Origin of the sequence: Peribacillus sp. FSL H8-0477 (assembly GCF_038002765.1) — a bacterium.
GTDB lineage: Bacteria > Bacillota > Bacilli > Bacillales > DSM-1321 > Peribacillus.
On record NZ_JBBODE010000002.1, the window covers coordinates 1,013,022 to 1,029,468 of the forward strand.

A 16,447-nucleotide genomic window follows, 5' to 3' on the forward strand; every position below is an offset into this window, starting at 1 on the left:
GCATTTTCAACACATTTCATGGAATTTCCCTGCTTATCAAGGCACCTAGGTCTCTAATTTTTAAATTGTCTCTGCTTTCAGAATCACTTGTGTTCAACTTAATAATCTTTGTTTCTTTCTGTTCGAACGGATTTGTCGGAAAGGTTTTTCTTCGTAATTCCCCCGATTTGAATTAAATATAGAAAGATCGTTGAGGGGAGAGGAGGATCACCGCCCGCCCGCAGAAAGTGAAACGCCTAGAACGGAAATCAACAATCGCATTTTAGACGGAAATCGTTGGTGGGGAAGCAGGTTTGCCTTGATCAGGAACGCGGAGTAAAAGTATGCCGCCGATAATGAATAAAATGATTAAGCTAAACAAGCCATTGCTGGTATTTCCCGTTAATTGGGCTGTTATTCCGACCAGTACCGGGCCAAGTATAGCCGCGAATTTTCCGATTATATTGTAAAATCCAAAGAACTCATTAGAGGATTGTTTAGGAATAAGTTTAGCATAATATGAACGGCTTAATGCTTGAATTCCTCCCTGTGCGGAAGCCACCATCATAGCGATGATCCAGAAATCAACAACCGTTTTAATAAAGTAAGCATAGATGCAAATCGTGATATAAATATGAATGCCGAAAAGAAGCATTTTCTTATCATTGAATCGCTCTGCCAGCCTCCCAAATAAAATGGTTAAGGGTGCGCTAACAATTTGTGTGATGAATAATACGAGCAGAAGACTAGTGGAATCAAGACCTAAATCTGTTCCAAAAACGGTAGCCATGGTCATAACCGTATTCACCCCATCTATGTAAAAGAAATAGGCTAGGAGGAATAGAAATAAGGCTCGGTAAGCTTTTATATTTTTTATCGTCTTAATAAGCTTCTTAAAACTGGCTGTTACAGGGCGCGGAACACGGTCTACATAATATTGCTGTTCGACGTGTTTAATCATGGGAATGGTGAAAAGTCCCCACCATAAAGCAGTAATGGCAATAGCCGCTTGACTGGAAACAGTTACGGATAGTGGAATGAAAGCCTGCTGTGACAAGATAATAAGTGCAATACCGATAATGAAAGGGATGGTGCTTCCTATATAGCCTAACGCAAAACCATTAGCAGAAATACGGTGCATCCTGTCTGAGCTGGTTACGTCGACAAGAAAAGCGTCATAGAAGATATTTGCTCCTGCAAAGCCGATAGAAGTAAAAATAAAACAGATTAATAAGATCAACCATTCTTCATGTGGAATGACGGCCAGCATCATCGTAAATAAAACACCTAAGGACACAAAAAAGATGAAAAAACGTTTTTTAAAGCCTTTAAAGTCCGCAAGCGTACCTAGAAGCGGGGCTAAGATCGCAATGAGAAGTGCAGCAATAGAATTCGCATATCCCCAATAGGCAGTGGAGGTGGAGGCTGCGATTCCAGCATTCGTTGCTGAAGATTTAAATAATAGCGGGAAAATGGCAGTAACGACCACAATCGAATAAGCTGAATTTGCCCAATCGTAAAACGCCCAGCTTCGTTCAGGCACGGACATTTTTTTCATAACTTGCCCCCCTTTGGACGTTGTTAATATCCAATAACGCTTCGATGATATGTCCATCCGTTTGGCCGATATCTAAACCTAGAAGTCTAGCTAATGTGGGACCAATATCAGTCAAATGCATATAAGGAATGATTCTATTTGGACAAATGCCTTTACCCGATGCCATTAAAAAGGTAGTATAATTTTGTTTTTCGGGAGAATAGCCATGTGCACCAAACATGTATTTTTTATTTGTCATTACGTCAAACGCGGTCACATTCTTTTGATAGTTACCTAGGTAATCTTCGATAAAATAATAGCCGGATCTTGCTTCAATCATAAATGCACATTCAGGATCAGCACCTTTTCTGCCCGCTTCTTCTCCGGTCAAGACATATTCAATTCCTTTAGCAGGATCAGCGGCTAATTTCGTAAGAATGTCTTTTACGGATTTCAAGGTTTGGGTATCTTTAGGGTGCTTGAGGTAAATATATGCTGAACCGTCACAGCTCTTACAATAGGCCTTCCAATCAGTGATTTTGCCATTTCGATTAACCGTAATCAAGTTTTCTTCATACAGAATAACATTAGGACTTATTGCTTTATTTTCATCCAATGCACTATGATCCCCCAAAACAACTATAGTGGTTTCTGCTAATTCTCCTCTTTCTTCAAGGTCATCCAGAATACGGCCAAGCCGTTTATCATGTCGATGAATCGCCTCAGTAGCTTCACTTGAAAAGACCCCATTTTGATGTCTGCTTGTATCTAAATCGGTAAAATGAATAAGTAGTAAATCAGGCTTTTTTGTTTGCATAGTATAGATCGTACACTCTAAAACAAAGTCATCTAATTCGGGTTGGTTCAGTCCATTACGGATATGCCCAAAGCGCTTGTTAAGATCCCATAAATAAGCGGGTGTGCCGTTTAAGAGTGATACAGCTATTTGGTTATGCCATGGACGATTTGCAAATATCTCAGGCAGATTGTATTGAATGCTTTTGGCCTTCCCTGTGACTGGCCACAACAGAGCTGCGGTTGTCAGGTTTGCTTTATAGGCTTCATCATATAATGTCGTACCTTTAATATCAGAACGGTACCAGTTCCAATCTGGGGAAGATACCCCCGGTTGCAGCAAGGTATTGTTAATGACTCCGTGGCGTTTAGGGTAATTCCCAGTCACGATGGACACATGACTGGGATAGGTCAACGAAGGATAAATGGCTTCAACATGTTGGACATAAGAGCCTTCATTTAAGACACGTCGGAAATTCGGCAGTGTTCTAATTAATTGATAGTCTGAAGAGGATAGACAGTCAAAAGAGATGACAATCAGACGGTTTGTAAGTGCTTTCATATTAAACCCTCCCAACTGATTAGGTTCCTGTTACCCCATCTTACTATTAATTAGGAAGTATTTGTCATAAATTTCAAGGAAATATGGTCTATGTGATTATAGTTAGTTGTAATTATTGTAAAATTCGGATAATTATTTTATGCTTATATCAACCATTCTATGATTCTCCGTTCTTTTTTTTCTACTATTCTGAAATGAAAGCAGGCGAATGTTAATGATGAACTTTGAATTAACCGAAGAACAGAAAAGTGTAAAAAAGGTAGTAAGGAAGTTTGTTGATAAGGAAATTATTCCGTACATTCAAGAGTGGGATCGACAGGGAGCGTTTCAACCATCAATTTTAAAACGCCTGTCAGAGCTCGAATTAATGGGGGTCTGTATTCCAGAAGAATACGGGGGACTCGGAATGGATTATAATACGCTGGCAATTATTTGTGAAGAATTGGAACGAGGTGATACTGCCTATCGGACCGCTGTTTCGGTACATACTGGCTTAAACACTATGACCCTTTTGCAATGGGGAACAGAACAACAAAAGCAAACCTATTTAGTCCCCCAGGCAAAAGGACTTAAGATTGGTGCATTTGGTTTGACGGAACCAAACGCAGGATCTGACGTAGCGGCTATGCAGACAACAGCTAAGCGTGAGGGGGATTATTATGTATTAAATGGGTCAAAGACGTGGATCTCACTTTGTGATTATGCAGATCATTTTCTAGTATTCGCGAAAACAGATCATGATTTAGGCTCAAAAGGGATTACTGCATTCATTGTAGAGCGCACTTTTGAAGGATTCGAATCAAAAGCCATTAAAGGGAAATTGGGGATTCGCGCGGGGAATACAGGAGAAATCTTTTTTAATGATGTGAAAGTGCCGGCTGCGAATCGTTTAGGAGAAGAAGGAGAAGGATTTAAAATTGCCATGTCGGCACTAGATAATGGGCGCTTTACCGTCGCCGCAGGTGCTGTCGGCTTGCTTGAAGCAAGCTTTGAGGCAAGTCTTAAATATTGTCATGAACGAAGTACATTTGGGAAAGAGATTGGCAAACATCAGCTAGTTCAGCAAATGATTGCGAAAATGAGTGCAAACTTAGAAATAGCGCGGCTGCTGGTTTATAAAGCAGGAACATTGAAAAACGAAGGGAAACGAAATACCAAAGAAACCTCACTCGCTAAGTGGATTGCCTGTAATGCAGCAAATGAAGCTGCAAATGACGCCGTTCAAATCCATGGGGCTTATGGATATAGTGATGAGTATCCAGTAGAACGATATCTTCGAAACTCAAAAGCACCCGTAATCTATGAAGGCACAAGAGAAATCCATACTGTGATGCAAGGTGAATATGCACTTGGATATAGAGAGGATAAGCCGCTCCGCAAACAATTGCCATCGTGGCCTTTCGAAAAGGTAACCGTTCATTAAATAGAAACGCTTAGTGCTGAATGGAGGACGATGTCCAGATTCGGCATTTTTTTATGCGATTCGGTCGAGGGACATTATGAAACCTGACTGGACTTTGAGGAATGACTTCAGCTAACGCTTTCATTTACGGAGGCTGGCTATCTCCGCCATTGCTTTTCTCCCTTTTTCGCGATATGGTTATCATTTGAGACGGGAATATAGAAAAGCGATAAAGGGTGGGAAAACAGTGGAGAAGACTAACCGTGAGCCGGTTTATATATATACCTTTGCATACAGTCCAGACGAAGTATCTTTATGCCGGATGGAAATGCGTTCATTATTTGGCGTGGAATCGGAAACGAATATTATTAAAACGCCGATCGCGATAAATCCAAGCAGAAGTCCATTTATAAAAGAACGGATCGAAGTATTATTTGAAGGAGATACTCTTTCTGAAATTGTCGATCAGGCAGACCAAATAGAATTAGGTGAGACCACATTCAAGGTGTTGTATGTAAAAATTAATGACCTGGATCCTTCAGTGAAAATTGGGTATTGGGAAAGACGGAACATTGAACGTGATATCGGTTGGAAAGTTCAAGGATTAGCTGATGTTCAAAACCCCGACAAAATATTCGGGATTGTCACACTAGGCGGCCGTTGGTATTTAGGAAACTATATAAAAAGCGAATCCGTATGGCTGCACCATCTTAAAAAACCACGTGAATATTCAACCGCTTTAAGTACACGTGTGGCGAGAGCGATAGTGAATATCGCTGTACCGAACCCAGAAGGAATCAAGGTTATTGATCCTTGCTGCGGAATTGGCACCGTATTAGTTGAAGCACTATCAATGGGGATCGATATTGTTGGTCGTGACATCAACCCGCTCGTAACAGATGGATCAAGAGAAAATATTGCCTACTTTGGCTTACAGGGCGACGTCACAACAGGACCGATTGCCGATGTTACTGAAAAGTACGATGTAGCCATAATTGATATGCCCTACAACCTATACACTCATGCAACGCCAGAAGATCAACTCTCAATACTCAAACATGCCCGAAGCTTCGCAGAAAAAGTCATCGTCGTAACCATCGAAACAATGGACGACATGATCAAAGAAGCCGGATATGAAATCACCGACCGTTGTGTCGCGAAAAAAGGAAACTTCTTAAGACAAATTGTAGTTTGTGTGTGAGGAGAAAACCGGCCACTGTAATTTAGTGGCCTCTTTTATTTAAAATAAATTCAATTTTCTGAATAATAATTGTAAGAAATCTCATTTTTTGGTAATATGAATTTGCAGAGAAAGAAATGATAAAAAGGAAAATCATTAACAAGCGGAAGGTATATAACATGGCCAACAAATGTATCCATATCTACCAATCATGATGAGACTATTTCAGGTCAAACAGATACAGCATAGAACAAAAGAGAAAAAATTACGGCATGGATGAATTAATGGATGACTCCTATTTTTTAACAATTAATATCTTTAAAGTGAAATGGAGGGTGTATGATGAAAGTAACTATAATTGGTGCAGGCAGTGTAGTTTTTGCAAGAAGATTAATCTCTGATATTTTGAGTTATCCAGAGTTGGAAAATACAATCTTTTCTTTAACTGATATTAATGCTGAACGATTAGAAACGGCAAAAAAAATGGCTGAATCTATTATTGAGAAAAATGGTAATGTAGCACATGTACAGGCTACTTCTGACAGAAAGTCATCGTTAGTTGATGCTGACTATGTTATAAACTTAATTCAAGTCGGAATGCACGAATCAACTCTAATAGATTTTGAAATTCCCAAAAAGTATGGGTTGAAACAAACGATTGCAGATACACTCGGAGTAGGAGGCGTATTCAGGGCACTGCGAACGATTCCTGTTGTTCTTGATATTTGTAAGGATATGGAGGAAGTTTGTCCCGGTGCATTATTATTAAATTATACTAATCCAATGGCTATGCTGATTCTTGCGATCCAAAAAGCTACCTCAATAAAATCGGTAGGTCTTTGTCATAGTGTACAAAATACAGCAGAAGAGTTGGCTTCTTATTTAGGGATACCAGTAGAGGAATTAGATTATAAGGTAGCAGGAATTAACCATATGGCATGGTTCCTAGAATTGAAACGAAATGGAAAGGATCTTTATCCAGACCTCTTTTTAGCGATGGAAAAGGATGAAGTGTATGCGAAAGATAAAGTGCGTTTTGAAATGATGAGTAGACTGAATTATTTTATTACTGAATCAAGTGAGCATCTATCAGAATATACGCCTTATTTTATTAAAAGAGATGACTTAATAAAAGATTATGATATTCCGATTGATGAGTATATTAGGAGAAGTGAAAATAATTTAAAACAATTTGCTGAAACAAAGAAAATGATTGAACATAATGAAATATTCGAATTTCAAAAGAGTCACGAATACGGTGCACCGATTATACATTCCATTGAAACCGGTGTAACACGAGAAATATGGGGTAACGTGCTTAATACAAATCTGATTACTAATTTACCGGAAAACTCTTGTGTTGAAGTTCCTTGTCTTGTTAACAAACAAGGAATACAACCAATACATGTCGGTGAACTCCCACCTCATTTGGCTGCAATGAATATGACGAACATAAATGTTCAACAGCTAGTAGTTGAAGCTGTACTCACAGAGAACATTGATTATGTTTATCAAGCGGTTATGATGGATCCACATACTGCATCTGTCCTTTCGTTAGATGAAATCTGGAGTATGACTAACGAATTAATTGAAGCTCATGGAGACAGGCTTCCTAAATTTACTAAAGGGAAGAACTTAAATTATAAGAGAAAGGCAACAACTCATTAAACTTCATTTATCAGGCTTATTCTTCAAAGTTGAAGGATAAGCTCTTTTTTTGTGATTAGAAATAGTAAGGGAGGAAATGGAGCTGTCATCACCCGTAACTAAAAGAGAAGGAACGATTATAAGAAGCCCGGTACAGTTTTTGAGGAACATACACAGAGGAAAAGATAGGGCCGAATAAAAGTGAAATTGGGCCGAATCTGGTATTCAAGAGTCGATCAAATGTTACTTTCATCCCCAGAATAGCTACACAAACGAAGAGTTTAAGAGAACCAACCCATTTTTAATGCCCTTAGCTGAAAAAGTGTAACTAAAAGAGAAGGAGCCGTTATATAAGCAGCAGACCAAAGAGCCAGGTACATATTTTTGGAGGAACATTCATAGGGGAAAAAGATAGGGCCGAATAAAAGTGAAATTGGGCTGAATCTAGCTGGTTTTGGGCCGAATAAAACCCAGAATGGGCCGAATAAAATAGAAAATGGGCTGAATCTGGTGTTCAAGAGTCGATCAAAAGTTGCTTTCACTCTCAAAATAGCTACGGAAAGGAAGAACTTAAGAGAAACAATCCATTTTTAATGCCCTTAGCTGAAAAAGTGTAACTAAAAGAGAAGGACCCGTTATATAAGCAGCAGACCAAAGAGCCAGGTACATATTTTTGGAGGAACATTCATAGGGGAAAAGATAGGGCCGAATGAAAGTTAGATAGGGAAGAATAGATCGCCAATGGGGAAGAATCAGTCTTTGTTTTAAGCTGATAGCTCATAAAAAACCTTATCTGAGGAGGAAAATGAAAGGGAATAAAGGAGAAGGTTCAATAAACTCTTTAGTGAAGTGCTTTTTTATTGCGCTTTTTATTTAAGTGTTATAAAATTAAATTGTGCACAACTAATTATAGTTGAAGGGGAGTATATAAAATGACAAAAACATTATTTACAGAAACAGTAACGGTTGATGGAGGAAGAGAAGGTACGGCTATCTCTGCTGATGGGAGTTTTACTGTAGATATCGCAATGCCTGGTACGCCGAGAGCGAAAAAAATGCCTGAAGCAACTAGTCCTGAAGAGCTTTTCGCAGCAGGATATGCAGCTTGTTTTGATAGTGCATTGCAATCGGTTGGTAAAATCGAAAAAGCGGCATTTGAATCAAAAGTGACAGCTAATGTTAGCTTATTGATGGGAGAAATGCATCAGTATAGCTTAGCGGTAACATTGGAAGTACAAGGATCAGGCATTGATCAAGATACATTTGAAACATTGGTTCATAAAGCACATCAAATGTGTCCTTATTCAAAAGCAATTAGTGGTAATGTTGAAGTAACTCTTAAAGTAAGTGTGAACTAATCAAATATAAAAAAGGTAACGTTCCAATGGAACGTTACCTTTTTTATATTAATTAATAATTTTCACATACGCATCTTGAATAAAATCTGTATATGCATTTTTTGGATAGTCTTTTACTCCATCTTTTGCATATAAAATATCACGCTTTGCAGCTTCAATGTTGTTGAGTGACTGATAACAAAGAGCGCGTACTGCAAATACTCGATAAAAAATGGATAAGTCAATTGGATGATTCAAGTAGAGTGGGATTGTCAAGTCTTTCGATATAGAAATAGCTGACTCAAAATCTTCTTGCATGTAATAGGCATATGCCTCCTCACACATAAATAACTCCCTCATAAAACCGCCAAATTCAGCTTCGTCTTCTTCAAAAAAAGCCTGAATTAATGAATGAACAGACTCATAATCTTGCTCGATATTATTTACATAATGAATTTCACAATAGGCTGCGTATGTATGCATTAGAGGATCCTCTGAAAATTCATCCAGTAGTTTAAGTTTTTGCAAATAAAACATACTCTTTTCTTTATCAAGCTTACTTATGGCTTGGATTAAGAGCAGCCGATAAAAGTCATCCAGTCGATAAAATATTTTCTCGTTCTTTGCAATAGCTAACGCTTGTTGTAGGTAATGCTCTGTATTTTTTTGATCATTTATGGCAGCGTATAACACCGTTAAAACATAATACAAATCAAGCTGAGACAACTGATCGACTAAATACCAATGCGGTTGTACACGTTGTTCTGCTTCCTTCATAAGTTGAAGCGCATTGTGATAATCTTGCTGGGAAAAAGAAAGTTCTCCTAAAAAGTGGTAACACTTTAGTAAACGATTGTAGACGTGAATCCTTTCGTAGCCGTCCATTACCTCATGAAAACTAGTATCATCAAATTCTTTTGATTGATAATAGTTCATAAGTAAATAAATTTCCTTTAACCGAATTTCTTCGTATGTATCAAAGGTCAGTTTAGCTTGCAAATGTTCAGTGCGTGCTAAGATACTGCGGATTACTTCTTCATCATCTGTCCGAATTTCTTTACTATCCGCTTCAATTTCAGCGAGTATGGTTCGATAATCTTCTAATGAGCGTTCATTAATCAGCGAGGAAACCTCTACGCCAAGCTGCTCTGCAATATAATGCAGACTTTCCATGGAAGGCTGGGCTTTACCGTTTTCAATTAGACTCAACATGCCTTTGGAGATTCCATTTCCGGCGAGCTGTTGCAATGTAAGGTTCTTTTCTTTTCGAATCTTTTTAATTCGGATGCCTAACTCGCTCATTCTTTCCACTCCTTAAAATCAATCATTTAATTTAATTAAACATTTTTTCGAGAAGCATTACAAATTTTTTTAAAAAAAGTTTAATTAAATTAAAAAATAATTGAAGTAATCTGAAATATAGCTTATCATAAGTTTAATTAAATTAAACTTATGGGGTGACTGTATTGAATGAAGAAGAAAAATTTAAAAAAGCTACCTATCATCTAAAGACATTTTTAATAAGTAAAATGGTTTCTGCGTTAGGTGCAAATGTGTATGCATTTGGGATGAGTATGTATATTTTATCGCTGACAGGGTCGGCATTCAGCTTTGCTGCGAACTTAATTTTCAGCATTGTACCACGCATCGTTTTTTCACCAATTGCCGGTGTGATGGGTGATCGATATTCTCGTAAAAAACTTGTTATTGTTGGACAGTTAGGTGAAGCTGCAGCCATAACTGGACTGCTTATTTATTCCATTCTATTTGGTCTATCACTGCCAGCTATTTATTGTACGACGGTCATATATTCTGTGTGTTCTACATTTTCAAGCGTTGCTTTCACTGCTTCTCTTGGAAATTTAGTAGATAGGGGACGTATGCAAAAAGCGATGTCCTTTAACCAAATCTCCTACTCGGTTTCGGGCATTGGCGGACCCATAGTCGGCGGGCTTCTATTCGGATTTGTTTCAATACAACTATTCTTAATCATCAATATAGCAGCACTCATAATTACCACGACACTCGAAGCGACAATGAATTTCACCTTATTTAAAAGAGAAGAATCTACTGGAGAAAAAGAGGAAACGATGGTAGGAAGCTTACGGGAAGGATGGCGTTATGTCAGGAAAAAGCCTGTAATTAAAAGCATATTACTCACAGCTCTCTGGATCAATTTATTTTTAACCTGTTTAAATGTTGGTGGAGATTATGTCCTGCTTGAACAATTAAAGGTGAGGCCGCAGCATATCGGTATTGTGGAAGCAGCTGGAGCGATTGGAATGCTCCTAACATCCATTTACTTTGCATCCCGTGCAAATGTAAAAAATCCCTTATTATTTTCGAAGCGTGCGATTCTTGGATTGTCATTATTAATAGCAGCTTTCGCATTACCACTTATTTTTTCTTTATCTTATCCGATAGTGATTACATTTTACTCTATCGCTATGCTGTTATTCGGTTCACTCGGCATTTTAACGAATACCCCAATCCTTGTAATGCTCCAAAACTCTATCGATGAAGAATACCGCGGACGGGTATTTGGAATTCTTGAAATGATGGCGATGGGCATGATGCCTGTTGGAACCATTATATATGGGTTATTATTTGACCTTGTACCGGCAGCCTATTTATTTATGGGCAGCGGTATTATGTTAATTGGTGTGACAATGATTTGTCTAAATAGCGGTGTCATAAAACAAGGGGAGATTGCTTTATTAAATTAAAAAACGGATATGACTCGTTTAAAGTCATATCCGTTCATTTAGGCTTGTAACGTTTTTAGCAAAGCGAGCAATGACGATTTTAAAGCGTCTAGCTCATTCTTATCATCACCGGACATCTTGCCGATCATTTCAGGGATGATACAGGCATCTTCTTGTAAATTCAGTCCTTTTTTAGTTAACCGGATGAGGACAGAGCGTTCGTCTTGTGTCGAGCGTTCACGAATAAGGAGGCCGTTTTGTTCCATTCGTTTTAACATGGGTGTTAATGTACCGGAATCTAATGAAAGAAGATCACCTAGTTTTTTGACCGTTAAAGTATCTTGTTCCCATAATAATAACAGGACCAGATATTGTGGATAGGTTACGTCAAGCTTTTCCAGGAGTGGTTTATACTTTTTAGTCATTTCCCGGGAACTTGCATAAAGAAGAAAGCATAATTGGTTTTCCAGCACATGTTCTATATTTTTTTCCATTTTATCACCAGCTAGTTATAGTCCATTTGATATAGGTTTATCAAACTTAATTTAATAATAATCGTTGTCTCAAATAAAATAAAGGAATTGTCGATCGTTACGTTTCAGTCCGTGTATCGAAATATTCTTTAAGAACCGACTTATTTGTCAAAATATCTTCAAGTGTGTATTTATCCAGCACAAGGAAGAAGCTGTTTAAAGCCTCGTTTAACATATGCTTTAAGGAACAAACGGGGGTTATGACACAATTATTGTCTTCTTTAAAACATTCTACAAGATAAAAATCTTCCTCGGTCTTGCGGATCAGCTCGCCAATGTTAATGTCAGCTGGCTGCTTTGATAGACGAATGCCGCCATTACGGCCTCGAATTGTTTCAATATAATTCATTTTCCCTAGATTATAGATAATTTTCATTAAATGGTTACTAGAAATTTCGTAGGCTTCTGAGATTTCTTTAATGGTCACCAATTTTTCACTGTTAACAGCCACATATAATAATACTCGTAATGAGAAATCTGAATAACTAGTTAAGCGCATATAAAGTTCCTTTCGATAATCATGTACCGATATCATAGCATAAAAGTGACAATTTTATAAACGTGAAGGAAGGGTAAAACAAAAAGAAGTATTTAAAATATTGCTTTTCAAAACGTCGCGACTTATTATAAAAGAAGTATTACATATACATGTTATTGAGATTGAGGGGGAACTATCATGTTATCGCAACAAACCATTAATATTATAAAATCGACTGTACCCGCATTAGAAGTAAAGGGGAATGAAATTACTACCTTATTTTATAAAACCTTATTTGAAAATTATCCAGAGTTATTAAATATTTTTAATCAAGCTAATCAAAAAAAAGGCCGCCAGCAAACAGCATTAGCCAACACGGTTTTGGCTGCAGCTAAGCATATCGATCAATTGGAAACAATCCTACCTGTTGTGAAACAAATTGCTCAAAAACACCGGAGCCTGGCTGTGAAGCCTGAGCATTATCCGATAGTCGGTGAGTATCTATTAAAAGCGATTAAAGAAGTTCTTGGAGATGCTGCCACAGAAGAGATTCTTACTGCATGGGGCGATGCTTATGGTGTAATTGCTGGAGTGTTCATAGATATCGAGAAAGATATGTACAAAGAAGCAAGTTCACAAAAAGGCGGTTGGCTTGATTTTAAAGAGTTTGTCATTGCAGATAGAATAAAAGAAAGCAATGTTATTACTTCTTTCTATTTAAAACCAGTTGATGGAGAAGTTTTGCCTGACTTTAAACCGGGCCAATACATAACCATTCGTTTACGTGTTCCGGGAGAGGAATATTTAGTTAATCGTCAGTACAGCTTATCAGCTGCTTCTGGAAAAGAAAGTTTTAGAATTTCTGTCAAACGTGAAAGTGCTGCCAATACACCTGAAGGAAAAGCATCTAACTTTTTACATGAGTACGTTAACGTTGGTGACACAGTTGAATTGACTGCTCCTGCTGGGGATTTCGTGTTGGATCTTAGTCAACCCACTAAGCCGATTGTCTTTCTGAGCGGAGGCGTAGGGATAACGCCATTTATGAGTATGATCCAAACTGTTGCTGAACAGCAGCCGAGCCGGCCCGTCACTTTTATTCATGCATCGCAAAATGGATCTGCACAAGCTTTTAAAAACGAATTGAACTCTTACAATGGAGTTTTATCTAATTATCGCTTAGCCTTTGCTTATTCAAATCCGACTGACGAGGATTTAACTGACCGTCATTTTGGTAAACAAGGTTATGTGGATGCTGACTTCCTAAGTAAATTCGAACATGATTTGAATGCGGACTATTATCTTTGTGGACCAGTTGCTTTCTTACGTAGTATGATCGCTACTTTGACAAGTATGGGCGTCTCACAAGACCAGATTCACTATGAGTTTTTTGGTCCAGCCATACAACTATAATAAAAAAAATCAAAACCGAATGCAGAAACTGTATTCGGTTTTTTGTATAAATTTGGATTTATTTGGCTTGACGGTAGCATAACAGCACGTTACGATACTCGTAAACTAGAAAAAAATTGGAATAAACGGAGGAAACTGTGAGAATTTATGATGTGATGCAAACGATAGACAGCTATCTATATAAAACAGCTACACTGAAAGACGCAGCAGAGTTTATGCTCACGACGAGGTCTAATACTATTCCGATTGGTGATGAGGAGGGGAAATTGGCAGGGGTCTTTACGCGCGGTGCCTTTTTGCAGCTTATTGTTGAGGAATCACCCTTAGATACTCCAATTGCTCCCTATATACTTAAGGATGTACAGTCACTGCCTGCAGATATGAAAATTGAAGCTGCTAGTATACATAATTCTCCCTTTGGAACTGGAATAGTCGTAGATGGGGAGAGGAAGATTACTGGATTATTAACTCAAAGAGACCTTGTTTTAGCTCTATCAAAGTCTACCATGGATTTACGTGAACAGATGGAGGTAATCTTACGTGTTAATAAATCAGAATATTCAGCCTTGGAAGATGGGAGGCCAGGGAGGATAAACGAGAAGGCACAATATGTCTGGGAGGATATTATTACTCGTGATCCTGGACTGAAACAATTAATAGAACATGCAGAAAAGGCAGCAAAAAAGAAAACGTCGGTTCTATTGCGCGGGGAGAGTGGAACAGGCAAAGAAATGTTTGCCCATGCCATCCATCATTCTAGTAATCGATCAAAGGGACCCTTTATAGTGATTAATTGTGCATCTATTCCTGAACATTTACTAGAATCTGAACTGTTCGGATATGTTTCAGGAGCATTTACAGGAGCAGATAAAGGCGGCAAAGCAGGGAAGTGGGAATCAGCACATGGCGGAACACTTTTTCTAGATGAAATTGGCGAGATGTCTTTGGCACTACAAGCTAAGCTGTTAAGAGTAATTGAAGGAAGAGGTTTTTTTCGATTGGGCAGCAACGAACAAATTCAAGTGGATGTTCGGTTACTATCGGCCACGAATGCTCCTTTAGAAGAAATGATTCGCAATAAAACGTTTAGAGAAGATTTATTTTATCGGTTAAGTGTTATTAGTTTTACCTTACCCGCACTTAGAAATCGACAGACAGACATCCCTATTCTTGCTCATGTCATGATAAAACAACTTAACCACCTCCTTGAAACGACGATTAGTGGGATGGAAGAAGATGTAGTAGAAAGACTATATGAGTACATTTGGCCAGGGAATATCCGTGAATTACGTAATGCTCTCGAACGAGCAATGGTTATGAGAGAGAACGGGAAAATCAGCATAATGGATTTACCAGATTACCTACAGAATAAACAACCTTTTATTCGGGATTCAGTGCGAGCAATCCAAGAAATTGAACGTGAAGAAATAGAAAATACACTTATAAGAATGGGTGGGAATAAAACCAAAGCAGCAAGAATACTAGGCATAAGTAGATCAGTGCTGTATGAAAAATTGAAAAAGCATCAAATGTAGAATGTCCGGAATACCGGACATTTTTGTCTGTTAAAAAAGAAACGGACAATTCAACTTTGAATAAGCTAGTCATAGTCTTCTTATTTGGTGGCATAAAAGTTGCATATATACTTCAAGAAATCATTAAAAGGAGGAATACAATATGACAACAGCAACATGGAATCCGGTTAAAACAGAACGGCCGTATTTTACTCAGGAACATCTAATGTTTCGCGATTCACTTCGAAAGTTTCTTGAAAAAGAAGCAAAACCATATGCAGAAGAGTGGGAAGAAAATCAAATGGTTCCCCAATCATTTTGGGACAAGATGGGTAAAAACGGATTTATATGTCCGTGGGTAGATGAAGAGTACGGCGGACTGGGTGCAGACTTTGCCTTTTCAATTATTTTAGCAGAGGAATTAGGAAGGGTTGGCGGTGGAGGCGGAATTGGCCTTCATAACACGATTGTTGTTCCGTATATAGCAACATTTGGTACTGCAGAACAAAAGCATAAATATCTCCCAGGCTGTGTCAATGGTCAAATCATTACGGCAATTGCGATGAGTGAACCAGGAGCAGGCTCAGATTTAGCTCAAATTAAAACGACTGCGGTTAAAAAAGGAGACCACTACATAATTAATGGAGAAAAGACGTTTATTTCAAACGGAATTTCAGCTAATTTAATCGTGGTTGCATGTAAAACAGATCCAAATGCTATCCCTGCACATAAAGGAGTTTCCCTGTTTTTAGTTGAAGGCGATACGCCAGGCTTTTCTCGCGGTAGAAAGTTGAAGAAAATGGGGCAGCACAGCCAAGATACAGCAGAATTGATCTTTGAAGATGTAATGATCCCTGAAGGAAATCTCCTTGGAGAAGAAGGAAAAGGGTTTTACTATTTGATGCACAAGTTGCAGCAAGAACGGATTATGGCTGCCTTGGGTGCACAAGTTGCAGCGGAACAAATGCTTCAGCTCACTATTGAATATGTAAAGGGGCGTGAAGCATTCGGTACAAAGATTAGTAAATTTCAAAACACACAGTTTAAGTTAGCTGAAATTGCTACACAAGTTCAAATAGGCCGAACTTTTATAGACGATTTAATTAGTAGACATATGAACGAAGAGGATATTGTCACAGAAGTATCTATGGCCAAGTGGTGGGTCACAGACATGGCACGGAGGATTTCTGCTGATTGTTTACAGCTTCACGGAGGCTATGGGTATATGGATGAATACCGAATATCTCGCTTTTATCGTGATGTGGCAGTTGGGCCTATTTATGCGGGATCAAATGAAATCATGAAAGTTATAATTGCCAAAAAGTTAGGATTATGAGTAAAAAACAAATAGGCTGTCACAGGCCT

Annotated in this window: 13 protein-coding genes; 8 read left to right on the forward strand and 5 right to left on the reverse strand. The window is 38.3% G+C overall.

Features of this window, described 5'->3' with window-relative positions; translation table 11 throughout:
* Window positions 1–262 precede the first annotated feature (262 nt).
* Together MHI18_RS16705 and MHI18_RS16710 are read right to left on the reverse strand one after the other, a co-directional pair.
* Window positions 263–1,537 (reverse strand): MFS transporter, encoded by a 1,275-nt coding sequence (locus MHI18_RS16705; RefSeq protein WP_340848927.1) that lies wholly within the window; start codon window positions 1,535–1,537, stop codon window positions 263–265.
* Entirely contained in the window at window positions 1,515–2,873 is a 1,359-nt protein-coding gene (locus MHI18_RS16710; protein WP_340848928.1) for an alkaline phosphatase family protein, read from the reverse strand. Before MHI18_RS16710 ends, MHI18_RS16705 begins: the two co-directional genes overlap by 23 nt.
* 217 nt (window positions 2,874–3,090) lie before the next feature.
* On the opposite strand from MHI18_RS16710, the gene MHI18_RS16715 reads away from it, so the two are divergent.
* The 4 genes from MHI18_RS16715 to MHI18_RS16730 all read left to right on the forward strand — a co-directional run bounded on the left by MHI18_RS16715 (window position 3,091) and on the right by MHI18_RS16730 (window position 8,460).
* Window positions 3,091–4,296, forward strand: coding sequence for an acyl-CoA dehydrogenase family protein (locus MHI18_RS16715; protein WP_340848929.1), 1,206 nt, complete (start codon window positions 3,091–3,093; stop codon window positions 4,294–4,296).
* A 226-nt stretch (window positions 4,297–4,522) separates the two neighbouring features.
* A complete protein-coding gene (locus tag MHI18_RS16720) occupies window positions 4,523–5,476 on the forward strand; it encodes a TRM11 family SAM-dependent methyltransferase (protein WP_340848931.1) in 954 nt (317 codons plus the stop codon).
* 318 nt (window positions 5,477–5,794) lie between these two features.
* Window positions 5,795–7,123, forward strand: coding sequence for an alpha-glucosidase/alpha-galactosidase (locus tag MHI18_RS16725; protein ID WP_340848933.1), 1,329 nt, complete (start codon window positions 5,795–5,797; stop codon window positions 7,121–7,123).
* 911 nt (window positions 7,124–8,034) lie between these two features.
* Window positions 8,035–8,460, forward strand: coding sequence for an Ohr family peroxiredoxin (locus MHI18_RS16730; RefSeq protein ID WP_340848934.1), 426 nt, complete (start codon window positions 8,035–8,037; stop codon window positions 8,458–8,460).
* Between the two features lie 48 nt (window positions 8,461–8,508).
* Here MHI18_RS16730 and MHI18_RS16735 read toward each other — a convergent pair whose 3' ends face one another.
* Complete coding sequence (locus MHI18_RS16735; RefSeq protein WP_340848936.1) at window positions 8,509–9,741, reverse strand: helix-turn-helix domain-containing protein; 1,233 nt, start codon at window positions 9,739–9,741, stop codon at window positions 8,509–8,511.
* 164 nt (window positions 9,742–9,905) lie between these two features.
* On the opposite strand from MHI18_RS16735, the gene MHI18_RS16740 reads away from it, so the two are divergent.
* Window positions 9,906–11,165, forward strand: coding sequence for an MFS transporter (locus MHI18_RS16740; RefSeq protein ID WP_340848937.1), 1,260 nt, complete (start codon window positions 9,906–9,908; stop codon window positions 11,163–11,165).
* 38 nt (window positions 11,166–11,203) lie between these two features.
* Here MHI18_RS16740 and MHI18_RS16745 read toward each other — a convergent pair whose 3' ends face one another.
* Window positions 11,204–11,638 carry a MarR family winged helix-turn-helix transcriptional regulator gene (locus tag MHI18_RS16745; protein WP_340848938.1) on the reverse strand — a complete coding sequence of 145 codons (435 nt, stop codon included), beginning with the start codon at window positions 11,636–11,638 and terminating at the stop codon, window positions 11,204–11,206.
* A 97-nt stretch (window positions 11,639–11,735) separates the two neighbouring features.
* Window positions 11,736–12,176 carry an RrF2 family transcriptional regulator gene (locus tag MHI18_RS16750; protein ID WP_340848940.1) on the reverse strand — a complete coding sequence of 147 codons (441 nt, stop codon included), beginning with the start codon at window positions 12,174–12,176 and terminating at the stop codon, window positions 11,736–11,738.
* A gap of 177 nt (window positions 12,177–12,353) precedes the next feature.
* Between MHI18_RS16750 and hmpA the strand changes: the two genes are divergently transcribed.
* The 3 genes from hmpA (at window position 12,354) to MHI18_RS16765 (ending at window position 16,418) form a co-directional block, all read left to right on the forward strand.
* The gene (gene hmpA, locus MHI18_RS16755) at window positions 12,354–13,568 is read left to right on the forward strand and encodes an NO-inducible flavohemoprotein (RefSeq protein WP_340848941.1); all 1,215 of its coding nucleotides are present in this window, start codon (window positions 12,354–12,356) and stop codon (window positions 13,566–13,568) included.
* Window positions 13,569–13,705: 137 nt separating this feature from the next.
* A complete protein-coding gene (locus MHI18_RS16760; protein ID WP_340848943.1) occupies window positions 13,706–15,103 on the forward strand; it encodes a sigma 54-interacting transcriptional regulator in 1,398 nt (465 codons plus the stop codon).
* Between the two features lie 142 nt (window positions 15,104–15,245).
* Window positions 15,246–16,418, forward strand: coding sequence for an acyl-CoA dehydrogenase family protein (locus tag MHI18_RS16765; RefSeq protein ID WP_340848944.1), 1,173 nt, complete (start codon window positions 15,246–15,248; stop codon window positions 16,416–16,418).
* Window positions 16,419–16,447 lie beyond the last annotated feature (29 nt).